Origin of the sequence: Marixanthomonas sp. SCSIO 43207 (genome assembly GCF_019904255.1) — a bacterium.
GTDB lineage: Bacteria > Bacteroidota > Bacteroidia > Flavobacteriales > Flavobacteriaceae > Marixanthomonas.
Genome location: NZ_CP063203.1, coordinates 1,733,211 through 1,756,200 on the forward strand (window position 1 = coordinate 1,733,211; position 22,990 = coordinate 1,756,200).

Genomic DNA, 22,990 nt, shown 5'->3' on the forward strand with positions numbered 1-22,990 from the left:
ATTTAAAAACCACTATCAATTTGATGGTGGTTTTTTTGTTGCTTTCTTGTTGACTTCAAGTTGATTACTTACAGTAGCAAGCAACATAAAAAGGATAAAAAACAAAACCCAATCATTATAAAAAATAAACCGTTTTAAGGTGTGCATCCCCACGGCTACAACGGCCATATTGCTTATAGTGATGCAAGTGACAAATGCAATGGCTTTGTATATATTGGTTTGATTGTTTTTTAATTTACTTATTCCGAAGAAAAATAAAATTACAAACAGAAGCACATATTTTGAGTTTTCAAATCCATAACTAAAGTTTTTGATAAACAGCGAAAACCATTTTTTAAAATTGTCCTTAATCAAAGGGAAAGCCATAGCGGTGGTAGTATTGTCAATTTTGATCAAGGTGTCATCTTCAGAAAGTTGTTTTTCATAACGTTCTTTTCCAATAGGGTAGATAGTGTGATTGGCTATTTTAGCAAAATTTGCGACGTAATGTGAAATAACCTCTTCTCCTTGAGCTTTTGCAGCAGCTTGATTGTATTGCTTGGTTGAAACGCTATTGTAAATTTCAGTAAAATAGGCTTTCTCATCTTCTGAAGTATAAATAGTAACATCCTCTTCATCGGCAACATACATTGCAGGAGCCAGAAGATGAATACCGGTCCAAGGTGTATTTGTAAAATAACCGTGAGCAACTTTATGATATGTACTGTCTGCTAGTGAAATTAAAAATGGAAGTAAAACTAAAGTGACAAGATGTGGTAGGTGTTTTTTAAAAGTTTTGGTTTGATAACTAACCCATAGCACCATAACTAGCAGTACGGGAATAAAAAATATAAACTGCTTTCTAGTTAATAAGAGTACCAACAAAAAAAGTATTCCATAGGTTATATGCTTTTTGTTATGATTAAAAAAATAGAGTAAAAATTGAATGCAAACTACTAAATATAAAGGATAAGCAATCGCTTCGGTAAGGATTGTATTGGCAATTTTGTGATTGTACACATACGGTATTACCAAAATACCAGCTAAAAGAAGATACCAAAACGCTTGTAGTTGTATGTTCTTACGCATTTGAACAATAAAAAACCAAACCGAAAGCATCCCAAATATTAGTTGCAAAAACTTTAAAGGTGTTTTAAAGTTACTGCCAAATATAGCTTCTACTCCGTTTACAAAAAGTGGATAAACAGGAGTGCGATTAAACCACATTTCTATATATCCCAAGGAATCTGGTTGCGGTACAATAGGAGTGATTAAAACTAAAATAGAAACGATGCACAGTAAACCAATTAGGCATAGTTTAAATCTATTTTCAAAAAAAGAAAAAAATGTCATCGTGTATATCTATGTAAAAGCGTTGCTAAAAGTAAAAATAATTTTAGTTTTACATGGCGTAACCAATATTAGTTTCTTGAATACAACAAAAACTAAAAACAAACCTACCTATCGGGTTGAACGATATACTCATTCGCATAAAGCGGAATGGAACAACTTTATCAGTTCTGCAAAAAACGCCACTTTTTTATTCAACCGAAATTTTATGGATTATCACAGTGATCGGTTTGAAGATTTCTCTGTGATGGTGTATAAAGATGAAAAACTGTATGCAGTACTTCCGGCAAATAAAAAAAACGATGGTATTATTTCTCATCAAGGCTTAACGTACGGAAGTTTTGTACTTCAAGAAAAAGCTAAACTATTATACGCTTTTGATGCATTTAAATCAATCCTTACATTTTTATATTCTGAAGGAATTAAAACCCTTGATATACGCATAATACCTACATTCTATAATACACTTCCTGCCGATGAGTTGGCTTATTTTTTATTCAAAGCCAATGCCACGTTGGTAAAACGTGATGTGCTAATGGTAATTGATTATGCAAACAAGCTGAAATTTCAAAAAAACAGAAGAGAAGGCATTAATAAAGCCATACGAAATGAGTTGATTGTTCAAGTTGATGATAATTATGATGGCTTTTGGAATGAGATTTTAATTCCGAATCTACAGAAAAAACACGGCGTGAACCCCGTGCATACCCTCGAAGAAATTAAAATGTTGGCTTCCCGTTTTCCGAAACAAATCAAACAGGTAAATGTTTACAAAGGTGACAAAATTGTAGCCGGAACTACGGTTTTCTTGACCAAGACAACTGTTCACCCTCAATATGTTTCAGGGAATATTGACAAAAACACCTATGGAAGTCTAGATCTAGAATATGATTTTATAATTAATCACTTTCAAGAAGGAAAGCGGTATTTTGACTTTAATATTTCAAGTGAAGAAAACGGCAAACACTTAAATGAAGGATTGATTTTTTGGAAAGAAAGCTGTGGTGCACGTACGTTTACTGCAGATAATTACGTTGTAGATACTGCTTGTTATAAAAACCTAGACCTCTCTTTGATATGATTCCTTTTTTAGATTTACATAAAATCAATGAACGTTTTCACCCAGAATTTCAACTGCGTTTTAAAGACTTTTTAGATTCTGGATACTACATTTTAGGTAACAATGTAACAGCTTTTGAAACAAATTTTGCTCAATACTGCGGAACAAACTATTGCATAGGTGTTGCCAATGGTTTAGAAGCACTTCGATTAATTTTAGAAGGGTATAAAGAATTGGGACAACTACAACAAGGCGATGAAGTTTTGGTTGCTTCAAACACCTATATTGCTACTATTTTAGCCATAAAACAAGCTGGTATGAAGCCAGTTTTGGTAGAAGCTGAAATGGAAACTTTTAATTTTAATATTGAAGCCATAAAAGAATCTATTTCTGAAAAAGCAAAAGCCATTATGCCCGTTCATTTATATGGACAGTTAGCACCTATGGACGCAATCTCAAGTATTGCAAAAGCCAATAACTTACTAGTGATTGAAGATGCCGCACAAGCACACGGAGCAACAAACGGAAATGGTAAACGAGCCGGTAATTTGGGTGATGCTGCCGGTTTTAGTTTTTATCCTACCAAAAACTTAGGAGCGTTGGGTGATGCAGGAGCCATAACAACCAATGATGAGGCGCTGGCTTCGGTTATAAAAAAGCTTCGTAATTATGGAGCGTCTTCAAAATATGTAAATGAGCTAACTGGATTTAATTCTAGACTAGATGAGGTGCAGGCAATTTTTCTGAATATAAAATTGGCAAAGCTTGATGAAGATAACAACCGTAGGCGTATTGTGGCAAAGCGATATATTTCGGAAATTAAAAATGAAAAAATAGTGCTTCCAGAGTGGGATGGTAGTGATAACCATATTTTTCATTTGTTTGTAATACGTGTGGAGGATAGAGCTGGATTTATAGATTTTTTAAAAAAGAAAACAATAGGAACGTTGATTCATTATCCTATTCCGCCGCATCAACAAGAAGCATTGCCGGAGTTTACTAATTTGTCATTTCCTATTACTGAAAAGATTCATCAACAAGTGGTGAGTATTCCTATAAGTCCCGTGATGACAGATGAAGCGGTTGGTAGTATTATTTCAGCATTAAACAGTTGGTAATTGAAAATTCCGAAATTTATACGAAATAATTTGCTCTTAAAAATGACCTCTCTCAATGCGGGAGTTATTGTCATAAGGTTACTTGTTGCTTTTTTTTTACAACGTGAGTTAACAGATATAGTTGGAAAATCTGGATATGCAAAAATAGGTTCGTTACGCAACTTGTTGCAAATGCTTACTTCTATAACTTCGTTTGGAGTTTTTAATGGTGTAGTAAAATATGTAGCCGATTTTAAAGAGAATAGCGAGCAGCTTCAAAAGCTATTTTCAACAACCTTTGTTTTTACCGTTTTAGGGAGTGTTACATCATTTTTGATACTATTTTTTGGTGCTGAAATAATCAGTAAATACTTTTTCTACACCACCGAGTTTGCTTACTTAGTAAAAGTAGTTGCTGTGGTAGTGCCTTTTATTGCTATTCAGCGTGTGTTTAACGGTATTGTTCATGGACTTTCAGACTATAAAAAGTTTGCAAAGATTGAGTTGTTTGCATATTTGTTGGGAGCTGGTTTAACGTTATATCTATTGTATAATTATAGTCTAGATGGGGCGTTACTAGCTATTGCGGTTATTCCTGTGATTCAAGTTATGGTAATGCTTTTTATTTTTATAAAAGTATTGCGACGTTACGTTCGTTTTTCTGAAATTTCTTTCAAAGCACCCTACGCAAAAAGTTTACTGGCTTTTTCATTAATGTCTTTTGTAGCAACTGTTTTGGTAAATTATGTAGAGATTGATATACGTTCTATGTTGGCAAATAGGTTAAGTGAAGATGATGCCGGTATTTGGACAGGGATGACAACTCTTTCAAAAAACTATATGGTTTTTTCAGGTGCAATATTTACGCTATACGTTGTTCCAAAATTCACCGGAATTCATACCGAAGCAGGTTTTAAAAAAGAATTATTCAATATTTACAAAACCCTTTTACCGTTATTTGGTATTGGTATGTTGGTCATTTATTTTTTACGATTTCAGTTTATAGAATACATTTTTATAGACTTTGATGAAATGGCACCTTTATTTAAATGGCAACTTTTGGGAGATTTTGTAAAACTGGCTGCTTTAATTTTATTACATCAGTTCATAGCCAAGAAAATGGTTCGAAATTTTATTTTTACCGAATTGTTTTCACTCATTTTATTCTATGTTTTTTCATATGCCTTGGTCGATAATTATGGTGTAGAAGGAATTGTATTTGCACACTTTGTACGCTATGTTCTCTATTTTTTACTAGTTTTTTTCTTGGTAATGCGATACTTTAAAAAACAAAAGAATACTTCTGAAACTTTAAATACCTAATCATGCAGCCGTATAAAAACTCATTTCGGCATGTTTTAAAAGCTACTTCACTTTTTGGAGGAGTACAAGTATTTAATATTCTTATTTCGATTATCCGGTCAAAGTTTATTGCCTTATTTATTGGCCCAACAGGAATGGGGATTGCCAGTTTATTTAATACCACAATTAACGTTGTAGATGCAGTTACCAACTTAGGCTTAAACCGAAGCGCCGTAAAAGATATATCCTACGCCAAAGAAAATTATGAAGCTAGTAAAGTAGCTAGAACCGTACATGTTTTAAAACGCTTGGTTTGGTTTACAGCCGTTATTGGCGCTGTTTTGATGATGATAACCTCACCGTGGTTAAGTGAGATTGCTTTTGAAAGTAAAGAATACACCGTATCATTTATTTGGCTAGCTATTGCACTTCTTTTTAAACAGTTTACGCACAGTAATTTGGCAATATTACAAGGATTGCAAAAACTGGGAAATTTAGCCAAAGCCAATCTAGTTGGTAACTCGGTTGGACTTCTTATAACGGTACCGTTGTATTATTTTTTCAGAATAGATGCTATAGTTCCTGCTATTATTATTGCTTCACTTATCAGTTTTGCGATTACGGTATATTATACCAATAAAACCGAAGTTGAAAAAGTAAAACTCACTAATAAAGAAGCTTTTTCTGAAGGAAAGGAGATGATAAACCTAGGCGTTACGCTTAGTGTAAGTAGCGTTATAACTTTAATTGCTGCCTATATTATTCAAATTTATATAAGTAATGAGGGTGGAGTAGATGCTGTAGGTTATTACAATGCAGGAATGGTAATACTCAATACCTATGTAGGATTGGTGTTTAATGCTATGAGTACCGATTATTTCCCAAGGCTTTCGGCAGTTTCAAATACTATTGAAAAAATTAAAAACGTTGTTTTTGAACAGGCTTATGTAGCTGTTTTATTGATTGTTCCTATTATAGTAATTTTTATAGCGTTTGCTCCTTTTTTTATTACTCTGTTGTATAGTGAAGCGTTTACCCCTACTGTGGCTTTTGTAAGTTGGGGAATATTAGGAATGTTGTTTAAGGCAGTTTCATTTTCACTAGGTTATATCATTATTGCAAAAGGTGATTCTCGTGTGTTTATTAAAACAGCAATTGGCTTTAATACAGCTTTGGTAGTAATGAATATCATTGGTTATACCTATTGGGGACTTCAAGGATTGGGAGTGAGTTATTTTATTTACTTTATCATTCATTTGATAGTAGTTTGGTTAATTACCTACTACCGCTATAAATTTACATTCAAAAAAGAGTTTTATTATATTTTTATAGTCTCAACAATACTGTGTTTTTCTTCATTTTTACTGTCAGAAATAGAAGATACTGTAGTAAAATATGTTTCTTTAAGTATAATGATTGTAATTTCGAGTATCTTTTCAATCTATTATATTGACAAAAAAATAGGAATACGAGATGTAATTCAAAATTTCTTCAGAAGAAAAAAATAATGGGAAGTGTAAGACAAACATACAGAAGCTTTAAAAAGAAACTTAAGTTGTACTTTTCTGTAAATTGGTATGCTACTTGGCGTTTTAATTTAAAGATGTTTCCGTTTGCAACAGCTAGAAAACTTCCTGTTATTTTCTACGGAAAAATTAAATTTTCAAACCTAGAAGGCAAACTTATACTTGATGCACCTATAAAAAGGGGAATGATAGGTTTTGGACAAAGTTTTGAATTTCCTACTACTTCAAAAGGAACAGCAGAGCTTTATTTACAAGGAACAATGATTTGCAAAGGTCACGTGCAGATAGGAAAGGATGTTGGCATTAAAGTGTTAAAAGATGCTGTTTTAAAAATGGGACATATGGCTTGTTTTGGTTCAGAAATAAGGGTTTTGTGTACAAGAGGTATTACTTTAGGCAACTGGACAGGAATAGGTTATCAATCCCAGCTCATTGATACCAATTCACATCCTATGATGAATACCGAAACGAATAGGTATTATCCGCTTAATGGTACCATAGAACTAGGTAATTACAATGCGGTGTCAAATAGAGTGAGTATAATGCTGCATACCAAAACCCCTGATAACTTTGTAATTGCTTCAAACACTTTGTGCAATAAAGATTATACTAGCTTGGGTGAAAACACTTTAATAGGAGGTATTCCCGCCAAAAAAATTAGAGACAATTTTAAGAGAGACTGGGAGAGTGAAAAAGAAACTTTAAAAAAGAATAAGATAATTTGGTAAGTTTAGCTTAATCATTTTTCTTATAGAATTTTGCAGGATTTCCAAACCATGTTTCATTAGCCGGAATATTTTTGTTTATAAACGACAATGAGCCTAAGATGCTGTTATCACCTATATGTATACCGTGTTGAAGGACACAGCTAGTACCTATAAATACATTTTTACCAATAATTGCACCACCTATTTGTTCATGTTCTGTATTAAGGTTGTTGCTCATCATTTTGGGACAGATGTAGGTATTATCACCAATATTTATACCTCTAGCCAAAATACTGTCGTACCGTACTGTAACATTATTACCAATCGTGCAACTACCCGATGAAGAAACCCTAGAGTCAATATAACAGTTATCACCTATAATTGTATCTTTTCTTAACTCTACATAATTTTTAATAACCGTATTATCACCGATTACCACACCTTCTTCAATAATACAAAATGCGCCAATACTTACGTTTTTTCCTATGGTTGCTTTATCTGAAATGATTGAGTTATTCAAAACTGGTAGTTTAATGTTGCTGAACAAAAATAGAAGAAATAAATAAAACTATGATTTTTTAAAAGGCTAAAATATTAGTTGCTTTCCCAAGTCTTTAAATATCTTTCAGCAACGTGAATGTAATGGTGTTCTTTTTCAATAAAAGCACGAGCATTTTTAGAAATTTCAGGTATTAATTCAGGATTTAAAAGCAATCGCTCTAATTCTTTAAAAATTGCTTGTGCATCTGGCAGAGCATTAATAGCTACAGGTTTGGTTATGTTATAGTATTCGGTAAACTCTTTTTCGGCGCCTGTAAACACAACCTTACCTTTAGCCATAGCCTCTAGAGCATTATAGCCTTGATCCATACCCAATACTTGATCTAATACGATGTGCGCTTTATTATACAGTTCTATATATTGTGCATACGGCACATTTTCAACAGTAATAATCTCTACCTTATCGCCATATTTTTCTGAAACCATTGCTAAGGCTTCTTCAAAATAATCACTTCCTTTTTTATAATAGTTCCCTCTGTTAATACCGTGAAAAATGATAATTTTTTCCTTTTCAGAAATAGGCAAAAATTGAAGCTTTTCAACATTAATAGGGTTTGGTATAAGTCCTAAATAGTGTGGATGCCCTTTCATAGGTATGTGGTAATCCATATCGGTTGCAATAACCCCTGAAATATGCTTAAACACAAACTCGTGTAAGGCTTTAAATTCTGGCTGAAGATATTTTAAAATAGGACTAAAAGCCTTTTTTGAAACTTTACCATCAAACAACGGACTTAAAATAGAATACCGTACCTTTTTTTCGTAGGCATATTTAACACTCAAATAATCGGCGCCACAACATAATACGAAGAGTTTTTTATTGTTTTTTGCTAAAAATGAAACAACCTCTTTTTCAACCTTAGGCGTTACACCCAAAGGGCTTTCGTTGATAAGTTGTACCACATCATAGCCTTTTAATTGTTCAGCGTGCCCAAAAAACTGTTTTTTAATATCTTCTGCAGCGAGGTCTATTTTAAATAGTTTAAATAGCAACACTTTCCATTTTTTGGATAGACCAGAAGTGTATTTTCTATTTAGCTTTATATCAACCGGATAGTTTTTAAAATAGTCACCAGAACCTATGATAGTAACCTCGTGGCCCAAAGCGTTTAAACCTTCTTTTAAGGAGTTATGTAAACGGCTGTATTCGCCAACAAGGAGTATCTTCATAAATGCACTATATTTGCCTAAACAACATACCAAAAGTACAAATTATTTATGGCCAGTAAACAACCGTCATCACAAATTAAAGTATGTTTGGTGGCTATATCTTTAGGTAAAGGAGGAGCAGAGCGTTCTACAGCATTACTCTCCAGAATGCTTTACACCAAAGGTTTTAATGTTTCGATTGTTATATTAAATGACGTAGTAGACTATGCGTATGAAGGAGAACTTTTTAATCTAGGCGCCCTAAAAACAGAGGAAGATTCACTTTTAAAAAGAGTCTCACGTTTTAAACAACTTAAACGTTTTTTTGAAACACAACAGTTTGATTATATAATTGACAATCGCTCTAGAATAAATGGTGTTAAAGAGCTGTTTTACTTGTATTACTTGTATAAAAATCAGTCTGTTGTTTATGTGGCACGTAGTTTTTATTTGCAACAATATTTTTCTACAAATGCTTGGGTAGCCAAAAAAATGATACAAAAAGCCAAAGTTGTTGTAGGAGTTTCAAAGGCCATTTCAGAAGCAATAAATTCTCGTTATCATACTAACAAAGCAATTACAATTTACAATCCACATGAATCTTTTTCCGAAGAGAATTCAGAAGTTCTTTTTTCTGAAAAATATATTCTTTACTTAGGCCGTATTGAAGAAAAGGTCAAAAACTTTACACTGTTACTAGAAGGGTATAAGGCTTCAAAACTTTCAGAAGAGAAAATTCATTTAAAGCTAGTAGGTAATGGACCGGATGTTGATTTTGTACAGAAAAAAATTGACCAATTAGGACTTTCAGAAACGGTGACTATGTATCCATTTACATCTGCAATTGTACCCTATGTAAAAAACGCTTTGTTTTTAACATTGACAAGTGAGTATGAGGGTTTTCCTAGGGTTTTAATCGAAGCGCTTTCTATGGGAACGCCAGTTTTATCGGTTATGTACAAAGGAAATCCTGCCGAAATTATAACACATACTGAAAATGGATTGCTAGTAGAAAATCACTCTGTATCTGCATTAGCCGAAGGAATGGATATGTTAGCTTTTAATGACCAATTATACAAAACCTGTAAAGAGAATGCCAAAAAGAGTGTTTCGCACATAACAATGCAAGCAATTGCCGAAAAATGGGCATCTTTGTTAAATAAAAATTAGCTTACCTGTGAAAAGTAGAATAATCGATATACCAAAAATAATTGATAAAGAAGGAAGAGGAAACCTTTCGGTAATAGAAAAAGAGGTACTGCCTTATCCTGTAAAACGAGTGTATTACTTGTATGATGTGCCAAGTGATTCTAGTCGCGGCGGTCACGCACATAAAGAACAATTAGAGTTTTTAATTGCAGTAAGTGGCAGCTTTGATGTTATTCTAGATGATGGAACCGAAACAAAAAAAGTAACACTTAATAAACCTAATAAAGGGTTGTTAATAGCCACAAAAACGTGGCGCGAGTTAGAAAACTTTTCTTCAGGGGCTGTTTGTGTAGTATTATCTTCTGGCGAGTTTGATGAAGCAGATTACATTAGGGAATATGAGGATTTTAAATTATTTATAGGAAGTTAGCCTAAAGCCCAGTTTTTCAAATAATACTTTACTTTTAACTAGGGTTTTTAAAATGGTTTTAGGTTGTTTAAGTAGGGTACGCTGTTTTGAAGTGAGATTTTTTACATCTAGTTTTCCACGATATTCTTGAAAGGTAGCTAGGTCACCTGCCAATTTGTATTGAATAGCAAGTGAAAACCTATTCAAATCTAGATATTGTTTTAGGTATGGGTTAGTTTGAGCCTCGGTTTCATATTTGTCAATATCAAAATAGGTTCTTTTTAGTGTATTGGTGTGTGATACTCTATTGCTTCCGTCCAGATTATGAGTTGCTGAAATTTTAGTAGAAAAAGCTAATGGAGCTTGTAAAGCTGCACGAATCCATAAATCTGTATCTTCTCCGGCACCGTGCGTAATGGATGTATCAAAACCGTTCAGGTTATTAAAAAAACTTCGTTTCATTCCGACGGCTGAGGTCCACGCTAGAGCATCTGCCAAGCTGTATTGAAAGTAATTGTCTATCAACCCAATCCAATTGTCACCTTTTTTTAAAATAGGTGAAATCATTGATGTGGTTAAATTTTTATTATGTCTTTTGTTGTAGGCAGAGGCAAACCACTTGGCTTTGGGAAACTTTTCTACAATAGAATTTAAATTTTCTAGATGAATGGGATACCAATAATCATCTGCATCTAAAAAAACGATGTGTTCAGCCTTGGCTTTTGCTACACCAAAGTTGCGCGTAGGTCCCACGCCTTGGTTTTGTTTATTGTAGAGATTAATTCTAGAGTCTTCAATTTGTTCAACCATTAGTTGACTCTTATCAGTTGAGCCATCATTGACGATGATAACTTCAAAATCAGAAAAAGTTTGGCTAAAAAGGCTTTCAAGGGTGCTTTTAATGTCTTTTTCTTTATTGTAAAGCGGTATGATGACTGAAAACTTAGGCATTTCGTTTCAATTTATCATAATAATAGAGTCTGTATAAATCAAATAAAAACAACGAAGGATTTTTAGATTTGAAATTTGACAGTAGTTGTTTTTCAAAAAGTTTTATCGTCATTCTCAAAACAGGTAAAATACCATAAGATTTAAACGTTACATATGTTTTTTGAAGCGGTCTTTCTATATCGAGTTGGTTGTTGTTTTCAAAATATACAGTAGTTTCTACAGATTTAAGTGATTTGGATAAAAAAACACTCGCTTTTTCTAATCCTAAATGCAATACAGGATTATGGATGTGTAAGATTTTCGCATCAATTTTCTTTAACATATTTGAGAATATATTGTCAAGGCCGTAGAAATTTTCATTGATCACATTCGCCTTTTTAAAAACCCTTTTTTGTATTAATAGGTTTTGTGAAATAATAAAGTAAGGATTTTTTGTTCTTTTATTTACACTTTTTACTTCCCTATTTTTTCCATAATGCCATCGAAGGATTTCTTCTTTTTTTGGCTGTTCTTTTTGGTAACATACCCCTCCAAATATAACATCGGCAGAGCTATTTTTTATTGAATTTATATAGCTTTCAATAAACTCTTTAGAATCTAGCATCACATCAGCATCCAAAAATAACAACCAATTATATTTAGCTTTAGTAGCCAATATATTTCTAGTAGCGGTACGACCTTGATTTACTTTGTTTTCAAGATAAAAGCATTGCTCACGTTTTGCAATACTTTGATTTTCTAATTGTATCTTTTGCTCAGTTGAACAGTCATCCACTACAATAATTTCAAAAGGAATTTTTGATGCAATGGTTTGTCGATGTAATTCTTCCACAAGCGGAACAATGTTATAATTATATGTGGGAATCAATATAGAAATCATCGTTTCTTTCAGAAGAAAAGTCTAAATTTATAGTTTTAAACACTGTTAACTAGTAAGCGCTCACTTTAATACATAAGGCTATTTCAGTTATGAACACAAAAGATATTGCAAATATAATTTATAACCGCATTTTAGAGGATAAATCACAGCTTATTTCAAGTTTTGAAAAAAGTAAGAATGAAATAGGCTTTTTCTTTGTTGATGATTTACTGCCAGAAGATCTTGCTTTACAAATTTATGAAGCCTTCCCAAAGAAGGAAGAAATGGTGTTAAAGAAAAGTATGCGAGAATATAAGCATGTTGCTGCGCAGATGGACCAATATAATCCATTGCTAGAGAAGGTTATTTATGCATTTCAAGACGAGCGCATTGTAACGTTAATAGGAGAAATTTGTAAAATCGAAAATCCAGAACCGGATGAAAACCTGTATGCAGGAGGTATTTCATTAATGGCTAAGGATAATTTTTTAAATCCGCACTTAGATAATTCACATGATAAGAGTAGAGATAAATGGCGGGTGTTAAATCTATTGTATTACGTTACCCCAAATTGGGAAGACAGTTTTGGCGGCCATTTAGAAATTTGGCCTCAAGGATTAAATCACGATCCTATAACCATTTACAGTCGTTTTAATAGATTGGCAATAATGGCTACACATCAAAAATCTTGGCATAGTGTAAGCCCGGTAAATCACGATGGTGAGCGCTGTTGTGTGTCAAATTACTATTTTTCAGATACACCTTTAACAACAGAAGATCAATTTCATGTAACTTCTTTTAGAGCAAGACCTGGTCAAAAGGTAAAAGACTTCATTTTACAAACCGATTCTATGTTGAGAATGGGAATACGAAAAGTGTTTAAAAAAGGCATTACCGAAAATCCGCACGTTTATAAAAAAGACAATCATACAAAAGAAGAGTGATGAGGTTCAGTGTTTTTTTGTGCTTTTATTTTATTTCACTTTTTTCTTTTTCCCAGGAACAAGCTTGGATGTATATACGTGCAAAAGATTCATCATTCAACCCTGTTTTTACTAAGGTTGATAATCAATTTATCTATAAAGGATATGATGAAAAGCTGAAAGCAATACTTGGAAAGTATGTTATTTCTGAATTTAAAAAAACACGAAAGAATACCAATAAAAGTACCTTTAACTCTACCTTTTTTGTAATAGCAGACAAACAGTTTTTACTAGAAGAACTTTTACAGACAGCTTCGCATATATTCACTTCGGGAACAATACTTTCTGAAAAAGATAAAAAGATTTTTGAACCCAATGACTATGGTTTGACAAGCACTATTGGTGCCAATAAAGGCGTACAAGTAAATCTAGATTACTTTGATTTTTTGCAAGTTCCCAAGGCTTGGTATTACACGACAGGTTCTAGAAATAGCGTGATAGGAATAGCAGATGCATCTGTAGATACAACCAATGCAGAGTTTAAAGGAAAAACAAAAATTATACGTCCGTCAAGTTTTTCTCGCGGTCATGGCAATGGCGTTGCCGGAATTGCTGCAGCGCAAGGAAACAATGCTTATGGAGTTCCTGGAGTTTGTTATGATTGTTCTATTTATGCAACAGATTATGGCCACTTCAAAGATTTAAATCAATTAGTAGAATTATCCAAAGCTGGTGCAAAAGTGATTAATTGTAGCTGGGTAAGTTCTACCTACCACGAAACCGCTCAAGCTGCTGTAGACTCAATATTTAACAACGGAACTATACTTGTAGCTGCCGCAGGAAATAGTGATTGGATTAAAACAAAAGGAAGCAAGCTGTATTATCCCGCTTCATATGAAAATGTAATATCGGTAGCTTCTGTAAGCTATAAATATGAAGACGTTGAGGATCATATTTTACTAAGTGATAAAGGAAATTATTATGGTGAAAATATAAGAGGGTTTTTAGGAAGAACCGTGGGTTTCAAAAATAAGGAAGCACAAACCCAACCATTTAGTTATCCGGTTTCAATAACAACATTAAACCCTGAAGTAGATATACTAGCTCCTTCTTCGGGTCAGTTTAGAATTTCAAAATGGATGCTTGAAGATACAATTGAATATATCTGGGAAGCAAGTTCGCCAACAGCGCCATTAGTAACAGGAACGATTGGTTTAATGTATTCGCTAGCACCTTGCTTACCGGCAAATGAAGTAGAATCTATAATAAAAATGACCGCTTTAAATATTGATTTTATTGGTGATAATAGTAAGTATAAAGGTAATTATGGAGCCGGAGCATTACAAACCGGTGATGCGGTTGAAATGGTTTACCAAATGTTTAAAAACGATGAAACCGTATACATTGATAATCAAAATTTTTCTCGTTGGGATTTCAAACTTACAACCTACTCAAATAAAACTGTTTTAAAAAACCAGCGATTTACAGATTCGGCTACGCTTAATTTAACTTCAAAAAATCAAATCATACTTTCTGAAAATACTGTGTTAAAGCCAAATGAAGAGGGGAAAATTCAACTTAAAATTGATCCAACTTTAAAAAAAGAATGTGAGTTGCAGGTAAGGAAAGGTTTTCCAGAATAATTAAACCGTTTTTTGTACAACTTCAAAAATTTGATTTTCATCACATTTCAACGTTTTGGAAGGATACTTTAATAACAATGCATAATCGTGCGTTGCCATTAAAATAGTATTTCCGTTTTTGTTGATTTCTTGCAACACTTCCATAACCTCTACACTAGTTTGCGGATCAAGATTACCGGTAGGCTCATCTGCAAGTATTAATTCTGGGTCGTTTAATAAGGCTCTTGCAATGGCAACACGTTGTTGCTCACCACCAGAAAGTTGATAAGGATACTTAAAAGCTTTGGTTTTCATACCTACTTTGCCAAGTACTTGGTCAATTTTGGCATCCATCTCTTTTTTGTCTTTCCAACCGGTTGCTGTTAGCACAAAAAGCAAATTATCTTTTACGGTACGGTCGTTTAGTAATTTAAAATCTTGAAACACAACACCTAGTTTTCTACGTAAAAAAGGAATGTCTTTTTCTTTTAAAGTAGGTAAATCATACCCTACAATTTCGCCTTTACCTTCTTGTAAGGGTAAATCACCGTAGAGAGTTTTCATAAAACTACTTTTTCCGGTTCCGGTTTTACCAATTAAATATACAAATTCACCTTTTTCTACTCGCACAGAAACATCTGATAAAATAAGGTTTTCTCGTTGATAAATAGAGGCATCTTTTAATTCTAAAACCGGTTGCGACATAATAGTGATTTATTTTATTTCAAAAGTAATTTGAAAACTTGCCAACTGCAATACTTGAACTATTTAATTAATGATATAAATACAGGTTTATTGCTGCTGGTTTATTTTTTCTTTCAACTTTTCAATCTCTTTTTGCTGCTGAAGCGTGTAAATAGTGAGTTCTTCAATTTTTTTAAGTAATAACAAATTCATTTCTTTTAAAGACATTCCTTCCTTGTCTAATGTTTCAGCAGATGGGATTTCTGGTAAATGTTTGTGTGTTTTTAAATAAGCTTCTAGTTCAGGTAATGAGATAAGAGTGTAATTTGGCATTTGTTCAGAAGCACCTTCAAAATAATGTTCAAAAACATAATCGGGAGCAATGGCGCCTTGTAAATCAACCAAAACTTCTTGAGTGTGTACTTTACCTTTTACCGTTAATAACTCATCGGGTTGTTCAGTACCAATACCAATCTTTCCGTTTTTTTCATTCAAATTTTTAAACGGATTGTGTTGTGCGTTTAGGCTGAGGGCAGTAGCCGTAATTATTAATAATATAAGTGTGTTTTTCATTGTATAATTTTTTCAGAATGTAAAACTTAAAAATACTTGATTTTTTTGAGAGGTTGCTAAAGGTTTCTTAAAAACATACTTATCGCAGCTAACTTTCGTTACAGATTAAGACAAAACTGTAATTTTGTTATTAAAAAAACCTCAACTCTATGCGCAATACCTGCTTAGCTTTAACTGTTTTTCTAGTAAGCTGCACTCTATCTTTTTCACAGCAAACGGCTGTGCTTACAAATGACTTGGTTGATTATAACAAAGCCATTGAGCTTTATAATAACAATCAATTTTTGGCTGCTCAAACTTTATTTGCCAAAGTAAAATCTACTACTGATGAAGAAACCATTGAAGGCGACTGTGCATATTACATTGCCAATTGTGCCGTGCGGTTAAATCAACAAGACGCAGACCAATTAATGGAAACCTTTGTAGAAGATTATCCTACAAGTATAAAGCGAAATGACGCTTACATTAATGTAGCCAATTATTACTTTGAAAACGGAAAATATGCTTACGCTCGTAAATGGTATGATAAGGTAGATGAAAGTAGTTTAAGCCGTGGCGAAATGGAAAAGTATAATTTTAATAACGGGTATGCATACTTTAAAAGTAAACGATACAACGAAGCAAAAAAATACTTTAATAGAGTTTCAACTTCACAAAAGTACGGCTCACAAGCAAAATATTACCTAGGTTATATTGCCTATGAAGGTGATGACTATGAGCAAGCCAATCAACAGTTTGAAGAGATTAAAGATGAAGAGCGCTACGCAGAAGACCTTTCTTATTACCAAGCCGATATGAATTTTAAATTAGGAAAATTTCAAAAAGCAATTGACTTGGGTAAAGAACAATATGACAGCTCCAGTCCTCAAGAGCGCAGTGAACTGTCAAAAATTATTGGTGAAAGTTATTTCAATTTAGGGCAATATGCAGATGCTATTCCGTACTTAAAAAAGTATAAAGGCAAACGCGGTAAATGGAATAATACCGATTATTACCAGCTGGGCTATGCTTATTATAAGCAAGGTGATTATCAAAACGCTATAAATGAATTTAACAAAATCATTGGCGGAAGCAACTCGGTAGCACAAAATGCCTATTACCATTTGGCAGAAAGTTATTTAAAACTTGACCAAAAGCAGCAAGCATTAAATGCTTTTAAAAATGCTTCAGAAATGGAATTTTCTGCTGAAATAAAAGAAGATGCGTTCTTGAACTATGCAAAACTTAGTTATGAGATAGGAAACAGCTATCAAAGTGCACCACAAGTGTTACAGTCGTTTATTGAAACCTATCCAAATAACAAAAACAATGAAGCGATTAAAAACCTGTTGATTGACTCATACATTACTTCAAAAAACTATGAAGCTGCAATGAAGCTGCTAGAAAATAATAAAGCTTTCGAAAATAAATTGGCGTATCAAAAAGTGGCGTTTTTCCGTGGGGTAGAGCTTTATAATGAAAGCAATTATAATGAAGCAAAACAATTATTCAACAAATCATTAAAAGAACCTCGCGATGCTACTTATACGGCTCGTGCAACTTATTGGAAAGCCGAAAGTGATTATCAACTTTCAAACTTTAGTGAAGCCTTAATTGGGTACAAACAATTTTTACAATTACCACAAGCTACGGCTACACCAGAGTATGAAAATGCTCGTTACAATTTAGGATACAATCAGTTTAAACTTAAAAATTATTCTGAAGCCATTTCAAACTTTAAGCTGTATGTAGAAAGTTCATCTGCAAGCGGTGCTAGAAAACAAGATGCTTACCTACGATTGGGGGATAGTTATTTTGTAACAAGTCAATATTGGCCTGCTATGGAAAACTATAATAAAGCTATTGAAGTAGGTACCGCAGATGAAGATTATGCAGCTTTCCAAAAAGCAATTAGCTATGGGTTTGTTGATAGAACCGATCAAAAAATAGAAGGATTGCAAACTTTTTTACGTACCTACGTAAAATCTATTTATCGTGACGACGCTTTATATGAATTGGGTAACACATACGTTTCGCAAAACAGAAATAGTGAAGCGTTACAAACGTATGATAACTTAATTAAAAACAATCCAAAAAGTATTTATAAGCCAAGAGCTTTAATGAAAAAAGCTTTATTACTTGACAACACAGGGAAAAGCAATGAAGCATTAACCATTTTTAAGCAAGTAGCACGCGATTATCCTTCTACACCCGAAGCTGTGCAAGCAGTTTCTTCAGCAAAAATTATTTACATTGATCAAGGTAAAGTAGACCAATATGCCAATTGGGTGAGTACATTAGATTATGTTTCGGTAGAGGATAATGAACTAGATGATGCTACTTATCAAGCAGCAGAACAACCTTATTTAGAAAACAAAACTTCTCAGGCTATTTCTCGTTTTGAAGCGTATTTAAATCAATTTCCGAACGGTAAACACGCTTTAAATGCACATTTTTATTTAGGACAAATTTACTTTTCAGAAACCGATAAACAGAAGGCCATTCCGCATTATGAATATGTAGTTTCTCGTGAACGTAGTGAGTTTACCGAGCAGGCTTTGGCACGTATTTCAGAATTATATTTAGAACAAAATAAATATGAAAAAGCTTTAACATACTTAAAAAGACTAGAGGCAACGGCAGATTATCCTCAAAATATCATATTTGCTCAAACTAATAGTATGAAGGCAAGCTATGAGTTAAAACAATATAATGATGCAGTAAATTATGCCGAAAAAGTTCTTCAGAATTCAAAAATAGATAATAGTATTAAAAGTGATGCACAAGTAATTATTGCTCGTTCGGCAATTAAAACCAATGACGAAGCAAAAGCAAAAAAAGCTTATGCTGAGGTAGGAAAAATTGCAACCGGCGAACTCGCTGCAGAGGCCTTGTATTATGACGCTTATTTTAAAAGAAAAGACAATAACTTTAAAGCCTCCAATGAATCTGTACAGCAATTGGCCAAAGATTACTCCGGGTACAAACGTTATGGTGCAAAAGGGTTATTGCTTATGGCAAAAAACTTTTATGATTTAAAAGACGCTTATCAAGCAACTTATATTTTGGAAAGTTTAATACAAAACTTTAGCGACTATCAAGAAACGGTGGACGAAGCTAAGGTTGAATTAGCCAGAATTAAAGCTGCTGAAGCTAAGACAAACGCCTCAGTAGAAACTGAAGAATAGTACAATCACTACAAAAAAATTAAAGAACCAAACCTCTCAATATATCTTATGACCTTATTGAAACATTGTAAAAATCCGCTTTTTACTGCCTACAAAAATCCATTGGTGTTACTAAGCTTATCATTATTTTCTATAGCTACATTTGCTCAAGATAAAGATGGTGAACAGCAAGAAGACGACCTTGACACCGAAGTGGTAAACATTGTAAAACCATACACACCTACTATTTCAGATGCATTTAAAGTAAAAGAAACTCCAATGCTTAATGATTCGGTCACTACACAAAAGAAAGAGGTGCGCTATGAAATTTTTTCTGTTCCGGTTGCTTCAACTTTTACACCAGCCAAAGGAAAAGCCGAAACAGTAGAAAAAGCAAAACCTATTAAATTATATGATAATTATGCAACTTTAGGTTTTGGAAATTATACATCTATTTTGGGCGAGTTGTACAGTAATTTTCAAATAAGTAGAACCGACAATGCCGGGTTTTATTTCCGTCATAACTCTTCTCAAGGTGACATTGATGGTGTTTTACTAGAAAATAAATATTATGACACCAAAGTAGATGCAAATTACACCAGTAGACAACGGTACACGAGTTATAAACTAGATGTAGGTCTAGAACATCAATTGTTTAATTGGTATGGTTTGAATGATTATTATGAAGAAAACTTTGAATCTTTCAGTTCTGAAATTGATCCACAACAGCAATATTACAGTGGTTATGTAGGCGGAAGTATTTCAGTAGATGATTCATTTTTTGAAAAAGCTACCGCAACGATTCGTTATACAGGTGATGCCTTTTCTTCTTCAGAAATTAATACTACCCTACAACCAGAATTTTCATTTCCAATAGCAGATCTCACTCTTAAAGTAGATGGTGATATAGATTATATAACTGGTAGTTTTGACAGAAGCTATTTAAGTACTGAAGGTATAAATTATAGCTTTTTAAATGCTGGTGTTGCGCCATCTTTAGTCTATGTGAATGAGGATTTATCTGTTTCATTAGGAGCAGCAGCCTTTGTGAGTTTGGATTTGGAAAATAGCGAAACAGAACTTTTTATCTATCCACGTATTAATGCTTCATACAGATTGGTTGACGAGTTGTTAATAGTATATGGCGGAGCAGAAGGTGATTTAGAACAAAACACGTATTACAATTTTAAAGAGGAAAACCCGTTTGTATCGCCAACTTTATCAATAGCACCTACCAGTCAATTATATAAAGGCTTTGGAGGATTGAAGGGTAAATTAAGTAATTCTATTGGTTACAATGTACGAGCATCCTACGGAAAAGATGAAAATAAAGCTTTATTTAAAGCAAATCAATTTACAACTGCCACAAACACTGGAGAAGGGTATGAATATGGTAATTCGTTTAATGTAGTTTATGACGATGTTAATACACTTTCTGTGTTTGGCGAATTAAAGGTTGATGTTTCCAATACCTTTACACTTGGGGTAACTGGAGAGTATTTCAGTTATGATACAACAAACGAAAATCAAGCCTGGAACCTTCCCGAATTAAAAGCGTCTGTGTTTTCAAATTTCAATATTACCGAACAAATTTATGGAGGTGCTTCCTTGTTTTATGTAGGCGAACGTAAGGACCTTTATTCAAACGTTCCGCTACCTTTTGAATCCATACTCTTAGAAGAACGAACACTGGATGGTTACCTTGATGCTAATATTCACTTGGGTTATAATATCAATGAACGATTATCTGTATTTGCAAAAGGAAGCAACTTGTTGAGCGATAATTATGAAAAGTGGTTACATTACCCTGTACAAGGCATTCAAGCATTGTTGGGTGCTACCTATAAGTTTGATTGGTAAAGATGAAAACTCCATCAAATATAGAAACACTTAAAAAAGTAATACAATCAAGACAACCAGTATTGCTGTATTTTTCTGGAGAACGTTGTAGTGTTTGTAAAGCTTTAAAGCCTAAAATAGAAACGTTAATTTCCTCTCGATTTAAAGATTTACAAGCTTTTGAAGTAACAATAGAAAATCAACCCGATATAGCTGCTCACTTTATGGTCTTTGCAAACCCTACAGTTGTGGTGCTTTTTGATGGCAAAGAATCATTAAGAGAAAGTAAAAACATGAGTATTTCTCAGTTTGAAAAATCACTAGATAGGTTATATCAACTTTACAAAGAAGCTTGATTTTTTATCTATAACCTTATAAATTTTCATAATAAAGAAAGCGGCTGCATTTACAGTTGCTTTCTTTATTTTTGTGTCTTATTATTAAAAACTGATTATGAAAAAATTTTTTACTCTCGCATTTGTATTATTAGTTCTAGCTTGTGCTCCAGAAAAAATACCTGCAGATTTATTAGTTAAAAATGCAACTATATACACTGTTAATGAAAATTTTGATGTTGAAGATGCATTTGTTGTGAGAGACGGGAAGATTCTAGAAATAGGATTAAAACCCGAGTTAGAATTAAAATACAAGATTACTGAAACCTATGATGCTAAAGGAAAAACTATTGTTCCCGGTTTAATTGATGCACACGCACATCTTTATGGTCTAGGGTTAAACTTACAAGACGTAGATTTAACCGAAACAACCAGTTATGATGAGGTTTTGGCACGAGTTATTGCCTTTCAGAAAGAGAAAAAGAAAGAGTATATCATCGGAAGAGGTTGGGATCAAAATGATTGGGAAGTAAAGGAGTTTCCTACCAAAAAAGAATTAGACTCTTTATTTCCAAATACACCTGTAGCCTTAACTAGAATCGACGGTCACGCGATGATAGTAAATAGTAAAGCACTGCAAATGGCAGGTATTACCCCACAAACTAAAATTGAAGGTGGCGTAATAGGAATAGACAACGGAAAACTCACCGGTATTTTGGTAGATAGCCCCATGAGTATAATAGAAGAATCTTTTCCTAAACAAAATAGAAGTTATAACAAACAAGCCTTACTAGATGCAGAGCGTATTAGTTTGCAATACGGTTTAACAACAGTTAATGATGCCGGTCTTGATAGAGAAATAATTGAATTGATAGATAGCTTACAAAAGCAAGACAGCATGGCTTTGCGTGTGTATGCTATGGTGAGTAATAAACCTAAAAATCTTGACTTTTATTTAAGTAACGGAAAAATAAAAACCAACAGACTTAATGTACGGTCAGTAAAGGTTTATGCAGATGGAGCTTTGGGATCTAGAGGTGCAGCCTTGCGCGATTCATACAGTGATATGCCAGGTCATTTTGGTGCTATGATTACTCCGGCAGATAGTTTACAAAAGTTAGCAAATAGAATTTATGAAGCCGGATATCAAATGAATACTCATGCAATTGGTGATTCAGCAAATATTGCTGTGTTACGAGCTTATGAAAGTGCACTAAAAGATAAAACAGATGCACGATGGAAAATTGAACATGCGCAAATTATCAGTAAACAAGATTTTAGTAAGTTTTCAAAAAACATCATTCCTTCGGTACAACCAACACACGCTACCAGTGATATGTATTGGGCAGAAGACCGAATAGGATCTAAACGAATACAGGGTGCATATGCATACAAAACACTTCTTGAAAATACCGGAATCATTGTTTTAGGAACCGACTTTCCGGTAGAGCAAGTTAACCCTATGTATACGTTTTATGCAGCTGTTGCTCGTAAGGACTTAAAACAGTTTCCAGAAGGAGGTTTTCAGAAAAAAGATGCGTTAACTCGCGAAGAAGCTTTAAAAGGAATGACCATTTGGGCAGCCTATTCAAACTTTGAAGAGGCTGAAAAGGGGAGTCTTGAAGAAGGTAAGTTGGCAGATTTTACAGTTCTTGATCGTGATATTATGACGGTTGCTGAAGACAGCATCCCTAATACAAAAGTGTTGGCGACTTTTATCAATGGTAAAAAAGAATTCAGTCTAGAGGAAGAATAACTTTAGTTTAAAG

The 22,990-nt window shown here is 33.5% G+C and carries 20 protein-coding genes; 13 read left to right on the forward strand and 7 right to left on the reverse strand.

What is annotated here, in order from left to right; translation table 11 throughout:
- Positions 1–15: 15 nt before the first annotated feature.
- A complete protein-coding gene (locus INR76_RS08180; protein WP_223107421.1) occupies positions 16–1,221 on the reverse strand; it encodes a hypothetical protein in 1,206 nt (401 codons plus the stop codon).
- Between the two features lie 49 nt (positions 1,222–1,270).
- Here INR76_RS08180 and INR76_RS08185 point away from each other — a divergent pair, with 49 nt between their 5' ends.
- Genes INR76_RS08185 through INR76_RS08205 form a run of 5 tightly spaced genes read left to right on the forward strand, consistent with a single transcriptional unit; the run spans position 1,271 to position 7,042 of the window.
- On the forward strand, positions 1,271–2,410 hold the full coding sequence (locus INR76_RS08185) for a GNAT family N-acetyltransferase (RefSeq protein ID WP_255592542.1): 1,140 nt from the start codon (positions 1,271–1,273) through the stop codon (positions 2,408–2,410).
- Positions 2,407–3,507, forward strand: coding sequence for a DegT/DnrJ/EryC1/StrS aminotransferase family protein (locus INR76_RS08190; RefSeq protein ID WP_223107422.1), 1,101 nt, complete (start codon positions 2,407–2,409; stop codon positions 3,505–3,507). Before INR76_RS08185 ends, INR76_RS08190 begins: the two co-directional genes overlap by 4 nt.
- A 42-nt stretch (positions 3,508–3,549) precedes the next feature.
- Entirely contained in the window at positions 3,550–4,809 is a 1,260-nt protein-coding gene (locus tag INR76_RS08195) for an O-antigen translocase (protein WP_255592543.1), read from the forward strand.
- Between the two features lie 2 nt (positions 4,810–4,811).
- Positions 4,812–6,296 (forward strand): O-antigen translocase, encoded by a 1,485-nt coding sequence (locus INR76_RS08200; protein WP_223107424.1) that lies wholly within the window; start codon positions 4,812–4,814, stop codon positions 6,294–6,296.
- Complete coding sequence (locus tag INR76_RS08205; RefSeq protein ID WP_223107425.1) at positions 6,296–7,042, forward strand: transferase; 747 nt, start codon at positions 6,296–6,298, stop codon at positions 7,040–7,042. The genes INR76_RS08200 and INR76_RS08205 overlap by 1 nt, the downstream gene beginning before the upstream one ends.
- A 7-nt stretch (positions 7,043–7,049) precedes the next feature.
- On the opposite strand, the gene INR76_RS08210 is transcribed toward INR76_RS08205, so the two are convergent.
- Together INR76_RS08210 and INR76_RS08215 are read right to left on the reverse strand one after the other, a co-directional pair.
- The gene (locus INR76_RS08210) at positions 7,050–7,541 is read right to left on the reverse strand and encodes a DapH/DapD/GlmU-related protein (RefSeq protein WP_223107426.1); all 492 of its coding nucleotides are present in this window, start codon (positions 7,539–7,541) and stop codon (positions 7,050–7,052) included.
- A 74-nt stretch (positions 7,542–7,615) separates the two neighbouring features.
- Complete coding sequence (locus INR76_RS08215) at positions 7,616–8,752, reverse strand: glycosyltransferase (protein WP_223107427.1); 1,137 nt, start codon at positions 8,750–8,752, stop codon at positions 7,616–7,618.
- Positions 8,753–8,800: 48 nt separating this feature from the next.
- Between INR76_RS08215 and INR76_RS08220 the strand changes: the two genes are divergently transcribed.
- Positions 8,801–9,901, forward strand: coding sequence for a glycosyltransferase (locus INR76_RS08220; protein ID WP_223107428.1), 1,101 nt, complete (start codon positions 8,801–8,803; stop codon positions 9,899–9,901).
- A 7-nt stretch (positions 9,902–9,908) separates the two neighbouring features.
- A complete protein-coding gene (locus INR76_RS08225) occupies positions 9,909–10,310 on the forward strand; it encodes an FdtA/QdtA family cupin domain-containing protein (RefSeq protein ID WP_223107429.1) in 402 nt (133 codons plus the stop codon).
- Here the strand turns inward: INR76_RS08225 and INR76_RS08230 are convergent.
- Positions 10,293–11,240: a glycosyltransferase family A protein gene (locus INR76_RS08230; RefSeq protein ID WP_223107430.1), complete on the reverse strand. Its 948-nt coding sequence runs from the start codon at positions 11,238–11,240 to the stop codon at positions 10,293–10,295. The genes INR76_RS08225 and INR76_RS08230 overlap by 18 nt on opposite strands.
- A complete protein-coding gene (locus tag INR76_RS08235; protein ID WP_223107431.1) occupies positions 11,233–12,120 on the reverse strand; it encodes a glycosyltransferase family 2 protein in 888 nt (295 codons plus the stop codon). Before INR76_RS08235 ends, INR76_RS08230 begins: the two co-directional genes overlap by 8 nt.
- Positions 12,121–12,209: 89 nt before the next feature.
- Here INR76_RS08235 and INR76_RS08240 point away from each other — a divergent pair, with 89 nt between their 5' ends.
- Positions 12,210–13,043 carry a 2OG-Fe(II) oxygenase gene (locus tag INR76_RS08240; RefSeq protein ID WP_223107432.1) on the forward strand — a complete coding sequence of 278 codons (834 nt, stop codon included), beginning with the start codon at positions 12,210–12,212 and terminating at the stop codon, positions 13,041–13,043.
- Between the two features lie 68 nt (positions 13,044–13,111).
- Entirely contained in the window at positions 13,112–14,665 is a 1,554-nt protein-coding gene (locus tag INR76_RS08245) for a S8 family serine peptidase (RefSeq protein WP_223107433.1), read from the forward strand.
- Here INR76_RS08245 and INR76_RS08250 read toward each other — a convergent pair whose 3' ends face one another.
- Positions 14,666–15,349: a cell division ATP-binding protein FtsE gene (locus INR76_RS08250; protein WP_223107434.1), complete on the reverse strand. Its 684-nt coding sequence runs from the start codon at positions 15,347–15,349 to the stop codon at positions 14,666–14,668.
- Positions 15,350–15,436: 87 nt separating this feature from the next.
- On the reverse strand, positions 15,437–15,901 hold the full coding sequence (locus INR76_RS08255) for a hypothetical protein (protein ID WP_223107435.1): 465 nt from the start codon (positions 15,899–15,901) through the stop codon (positions 15,437–15,439).
- Between the two features lie 149 nt (positions 15,902–16,050).
- On the opposite strand from INR76_RS08255, the gene INR76_RS08260 reads away from it, so the two are divergent.
- The 4 genes from INR76_RS08260 to INR76_RS08275 all read left to right on the forward strand — a co-directional run bounded on the left by INR76_RS08260 (position 16,051) and on the right by INR76_RS08275 (position 22,977).
- Positions 16,051–19,068, forward strand: a complete 3,018-nt coding sequence (locus INR76_RS08260) for a tetratricopeptide repeat protein (protein WP_223107436.1) — start codon at positions 16,051–16,053, stop codon at positions 19,066–19,068.
- Positions 19,069–19,116: 48 nt separating this feature from the next.
- Positions 19,117–20,907, forward strand: coding sequence for a TonB-dependent receptor (locus tag INR76_RS08265; protein ID WP_223107437.1), 1,791 nt, complete (start codon positions 19,117–19,119; stop codon positions 20,905–20,907).
- Positions 20,908–20,909: 2 nt separating this feature from the next.
- The gene (locus tag INR76_RS08270; RefSeq protein WP_223107438.1) at positions 20,910–21,242 is read left to right on the forward strand and encodes a co-chaperone YbbN; all 333 of its coding nucleotides are present in this window, start codon (positions 20,910–20,912) and stop codon (positions 21,240–21,242) included.
- Positions 21,243–21,339: 97 nt separating this feature from the next.
- Positions 21,340–22,977, forward strand: a complete 1,638-nt coding sequence (locus INR76_RS08275; protein ID WP_223107439.1) for an amidohydrolase — start codon at positions 21,340–21,342, stop codon at positions 22,975–22,977.
- Positions 22,978–22,990 lie beyond the last annotated feature (13 nt).